Below are 4,909 nucleotides of genomic sequence, written 5' to 3'. Positions count from 1 at the left end.
TCCTCCCTCTCTCTTCCCTAGCCCTAGCCCCTAGCCCCTTCTACAAAGAGTTTTGTGTAAGTCCTCCCCTAAATTAGTTCGGGAACCCGTACTGAGAAATTAGTTGCGATCGCCACCTTAACCAGTTAAATTAGCACTCAGGAGTCGAGAGTGCTAACTCTCAAAGAAATAAGCCAAAAGGCAGAAGGTGCAGAGTAAAAATACTTACCCTCTCCCTGGAAGGCTTAACTCTTAAAAATTTGCAAAGGCTGTAATAAGCGAGGATTTTGTATGGCAGCAGTATCTCTAAGTGTTTCTACCGTTAAACCGTTAGGCGAGCGCGTGTTCGTGAAAGTAAGCGCTAGCGAAGAAAAGACGGCTGGTGGTATTTATATACCCGACAACGCCAAAGAAAAGCCCCAAGTAGGGGAAATTGCAGCAGTGGGCCCCGGCAAGCGCAACGATGACGGCACTCGCTGTGAAATGGATGTCAAGGTTGGCGACAAGGTTCTTTACTCCAAGTACGCTGGTACCGACATCAAACTCGGCACTGATGAATATGTCTTACTTGCCGAAAAAGATATTCTGGCGATCGTTGACTAAATAGCTAATGGCTAATGGCTAATGGCTAATTAGCGGGTTAATTCCTTATGGCATTAGCTTAATGGTTAAGAGCAATTAGCGATTAGCAATTAGCAAATTTTTCAAATTACAAACAAATTTCACTTACTGGAGTCGAAAACTATGGCTAAGCGTATCATCTACAACGAAAATGCACGTCGCGCTCTAGAACGCGGTATGGACATTCTGGCCGAAGCAGTGGCCGTCACCCTCGGCCCTAAAGGTCGTAATGTAGTTCTAGAGAAGAAATTTGGCGCTCCTCAAATTGTTAATGATGGCGTTACCATCGCTAAAGAAATTGAATTGGAAGACCATGTTGAAAATACTGGTGTGGCTCTGATCCGTCAAGCTGCTTCCAAAACTAATGATGCTGCTGGCGATGGCACCACGACTGCAACTGTTCTGGCTCACGCTATGGTCAAGGAAGGCCTGCGGAACGTAGCTGCTGGTGCAAACGCGATCGCTCTGAAGCGCGGTGTTGACAAGGCGACTAGCTTTTTAGTAGAAAAGATTGCCGAACACGCCAAACAAGTAGAAGATTCCAAGGCGATCGCTCAAGTTGGTGCAATTTCCGCCGGTAACGACGATGAAGTTGGCCAAATGATTGCCAACGCAATGGATAAAGTCGGTAAGGAAGGTGTGATTTCCCTCGAAGAAGGCAAATCCATGACCACCGAGCTCGAAATCACTGAAGGGATGCGCTTTGACAAAGGCTATATCTCTCCTTATTTCGTCACCGATACTGAACGGATGGAAGCAATTCTAGAAGAACCTTTCATCTTGTTAACTGACAAGAAAATCGCTCTGGTACAGGATTTAGTTCCCGTATTAGAACAAGTAGCACGCGCTGGTCGTCCGTTGCTGATCATCGCTGAAGATATTGAGAAAGAAGCTTTAGCTACTCTGGTTGTCAACAAACTGCGCGGCGTTTTGAACGTCACTGCTGTTAAGGCCCCTGGTTTTGGCGATCGCCGCAAATCCATGCTTGAAGATATCGCCGTGTTGACTGGCGGTCAAGTAATCACCGAAGATGCTGGCTTGAAGCTTGACAATACCAAGCTGGATATGCTAGGTAAAGCACGCCGCATCGCTATCACCAAGGACAACACTACAATTGTCGCCGAAGGTAACGAAGCTGCTGTCAAATCTCGCTGCGAACAAATCCGCCGCCAGATGGACGAAACTGAGTCTTCCTACGACAAAGAAAAGCTACAAGAGCGCTTGGCTAAGTTGGCCGGTGGCGTAGCTGTAATCAAGGTAGGCGCTGCGACTGAAACTGAAATGAAGGATCGCAAACTGCGTTTAGAAGATGCGATCAACGCTACTAAAGCTGCTGTGGAAGAAGGTATTGTTCCCGGTGGTGGTACAACTTTAGCTCACCTGACACCTCAGTTAGAAGAGTGGGCAAATAGCAGTCTGAAGGGTGAAGAATTAACCGGTGCTTTGATTGTGGCACGGGCTCTGGCTGCTCCTCTGAAGCGGATTGCTGAGAATGCCGGTTTGAATGGTGCTGTAATCGCCGAGCGCGTGAAAGAGAAGCCATTTAATGTTGGTTTCAATGCAGCTACTAATGAGTTTGTAGATATGTTTGAAGCTGGTATCGTTGACCCTGCGAAGGTGACTCGTTCCGCTTTGCAAAATGCGGCTTCTATTGCTGGCATGGTATTGACGACTGAGTGTATCGTCGTTGATAAGCCTGAGCCCAAGGATGGCGCTCCTGCTGGTGCTGGTGGTGGTATGGGCGGTGGTGATTTCGATTACTAATCGCTAGTTTGATGGGGCGGGCTTTTGGGCCTGCCCTGTTATTTTGGTAACGGTTTTTAGCATAGGCATAACTTTAACTCTGAAGCGAAATTAACTAAACGCTCATTTCATCATTCCGCAATTCCCACAATTGACCATTTATATTCAAAACGCAAGGTCATACCAAAAGGCCAAACCCTGCGTTTATGTTAAAAATTGTGAGGAGTTAAAATGCCTAAAAAAATGGCTCAAACACCCGTTGCCCTGTATCGACAAGGGAATGCTAGTTCACCTAGAATGGATAATGTCAGACCCAATAAAGATATTACCGTTTATGAACAGCAAGATGAATTATGGGTTATGCTTATTTTAGAAGAAGGAAGGTTATCAGGAGGAATATCGCGCTCAGAAGGAATATCAACCTTTGAGACTCCAGGTTCAGGAAAAAACTGGTGGAAATTAGACGAGGGTACTGACATTCCATCAGAACTGGAATTAGTTAATGACCGTCCTGGTCATTGGTTATTCCAGCCAAGTAGACCGATGCCTCTAGTGCAATACAAAGAGTTACTTCACAGTATAGGCACATTGTTCTGTAAACTAGAATAAGTTCGTGAGAGGTTGGGTTTTAAGTTTTAAAACCCAACCTACAAATGTAATTAATGCTATGTTTGATTAGTTTTTTCTATAAAGTAACAGGAATCACCATAAAAAATAGTAGATTTGAAATTTTTGATTAGAGTAGAGAAATTCACTTATTCATTTATTCCATTTATTCATTTATTCAATTTATTCAATTTATTCTTGGGAAGGTAACTAACATGAATCTATCATTTAAAGATTTCAGGTTTATTATAGAAGCCATTGAACATCAAATCAATGCCTATCAACAACGTTTGCAGGTAATTGAAGATGTAGAGGAGGATGAGGATGAGGCTGCCGATCTAGGGAACGATATTAAATTTTTAGAGCTTCTACTCGCAGAGATGAAGAAAAATTTAGAGCATAATACTTCAGTCAAACGTTTAAGTTTTTATGATACTGTCTCGCCAGTTCAGAATGATAATTCTTCAGAAAATACAAAAGAATTATCTTTGCAAGAATTAGTGAAATCAACGCTTAATTTGTCAATTAGTGAGCGATTATTTTTGATAGAAGCCATTACCACATCTGTGCGTGAGGAAGTCACAGTAAGCAAATCTTGAGTGCGGTAAAAAGATGAGTTGTCCCAGCATTATTTAAACATGATAACAAGCTTCAATATATTGCAACCCGAACCCTCTAGCGAATTGAAAGTCACACTCCTGTTAGAAACCCTTTCTTCAGGACAGATTTCTGCTTCTATTTTTGAGTTTCCGCAATGTCGAGTTGAAGCAGCAAGTCGGGAAGAAGCAATTACCCAAATTCAAACCACATTTTTAGAACGACTTAAGCATATTGAAGCTCTTTCCTGGGAAGTCCCGATTCAAGCTTCAGAACCCGCCTGGATGCAATTTGCGGGTGTGTTTAAAGACGATCCAGATTTTCAGGAAATTATGGACGGAATTCGTGCTGAACGCCTGGGGGGGTGACAAAGAGGCTTAGGATATAGACCGAATCAGGGTTGCAGCCCTCAGACCTTGTTCATAAAAGTGACGTTTAGAAGGAGTTAACTTCATTAACTGTTGGATCTCCAAAGCATATTGTTCTAGATAATCAACCCACTTTTCGGCATCTACGCCAACACCAAATGTACTCCGTCTACGATATTTTTTCTTTGGTTCTTTACGACGAGATATGTATTTTTGTACCTGCTTTTTTCTCAATTCAGTGCCTTGAAATATTGCCGAAGTGTAGGCAAGCGTCATCAGGAGAATCATATTAATAAGTCTGTTTCCTTTGAGGCTGCTCCCTTCAAGTGAGTCTCAAGCAAAACGACACACCCTTTGATTTAAGCCAGTTTCCTAAATCAACAGAACAAAATTCAGGGTCTCCTAAAACGATAACTTTATATTCTGAAAATAATGGTAAAATTTGCTCTAAATTTGTAGTTTGTTCCTCCAAGTTACTGTTTCCTAATTTTGGCAACAGCGACCAGTATAATGGAATTGCTCTTCGCTCCCAGATTAAGCTCACCATGAACAGATTAATACACCCCCATTGACTGCGGTCGATCGCGATTGATAAACTTTAACCAACACGACAATAAGTTGTCAACCAATAAGTAATTAATGGAAACCAAATTAATGAAATAGTTAAGTTTGGTAAATCCAAAAATCTTTGTAACTTACGTCGCCGACTTTCGCTGGTAATTAGGGCTTGCTGAAAAAGTTATAAAAAGCAGGGGGGTGAGAAATGAAGAAGAGGCCCATCTTCCTCACATAATAAGCCCTGCTTTACTTCGATTATTTAATTCATAGCTAAAGTTAATCCTTCTCGATAAAATCCTGGGGGGGTGACAGAGAGGCCTAAGAAATAGACCCAATCAGGATTCCAGCCCGTATACCCTGCTGGTAAAAACGACGTTTATTGGGAGTTATCTTCATTAATTCTTGAACGAGTTCAGAATGTTGTTCGAGATAATTTA

The 4,909-nt window shown here is 42.5% G+C and carries 6 protein-coding genes; 5 read left to right on the top strand and 1 reads right to left on the bottom strand.

Annotated features, from left to right (window positions below):
• Nucleotides 1–270 precede the first annotated feature (270 nt).
• The 5 genes from groES (at nucleotide 271) to PN499_RS09970 (ending at nucleotide 3,914) form a co-directional block, all read left to right on the top strand.
• Nucleotides 271–582 carry a co-chaperone GroES gene (groES, locus tag PN499_RS09990; protein WP_007353484.1) on the top strand — a complete coding sequence of 104 codons (312 nt, stop codon included), beginning with the start codon at nucleotides 271–273 and terminating at the stop codon, nucleotides 580–582.
• Between the two features lie 141 nt (nucleotides 583–723).
• Nucleotides 724–2,364: a chaperonin GroEL gene (groL, locus tag PN499_RS09985; RefSeq protein WP_272031687.1), complete on the top strand. Its 1,641-nt coding sequence runs from the start codon at nucleotides 724–726 to the stop codon at nucleotides 2,362–2,364.
• A gap of 222 nt (nucleotides 2,365–2,586) precedes the next feature.
• Nucleotides 2,587–2,952 carry a Tse2 family ADP-ribosyltransferase toxin gene (locus PN499_RS09980; RefSeq protein ID WP_272031686.1) on the top strand — a complete coding sequence of 122 codons (366 nt, stop codon included), beginning with the start codon at nucleotides 2,587–2,589 and terminating at the stop codon, nucleotides 2,950–2,952.
• A 212-nt stretch (nucleotides 2,953–3,164) separates the two neighbouring features.
• A complete protein-coding gene (locus PN499_RS09975) occupies nucleotides 3,165–3,548 on the top strand; it encodes a hypothetical protein (protein WP_272031685.1) in 384 nt (127 codons plus the stop codon).
• A 39-nt stretch (nucleotides 3,549–3,587) separates the two neighbouring features.
• Nucleotides 3,588–3,914: a hypothetical protein gene (locus PN499_RS09970; protein WP_272031684.1), complete on the top strand. Its 327-nt coding sequence runs from the start codon at nucleotides 3,588–3,590 to the stop codon at nucleotides 3,912–3,914.
• A 9-nt stretch (nucleotides 3,915–3,923) separates the two neighbouring features.
• Here the strand turns inward: PN499_RS09970 and PN499_RS09965 are convergent, their stop codons facing one another.
• Nucleotides 3,924–4,202 carry a hypothetical protein gene (locus PN499_RS09965; protein WP_272031683.1) on the bottom strand — a complete coding sequence of 93 codons (279 nt, stop codon included), beginning with the start codon at nucleotides 4,200–4,202 and terminating at the stop codon, nucleotides 3,924–3,926.
• Between the last annotated feature and the right edge of the window lie 707 nt (nucleotides 4,203–4,909).

The sequence above is a fragment of the Kamptonema animale CS-326 genome (assembly GCF_028330895.1).
Taxonomy (GTDB): domain Bacteria; phylum Cyanobacteriota; class Cyanobacteriia; order Cyanobacteriales; family Microcoleaceae; genus Kamptonema; species Kamptonema formosum.
The sequence above is the reverse complement of the archived record's forward strand: the minus strand, read 5'-3'. Positions and strand labels throughout refer to the sequence as shown.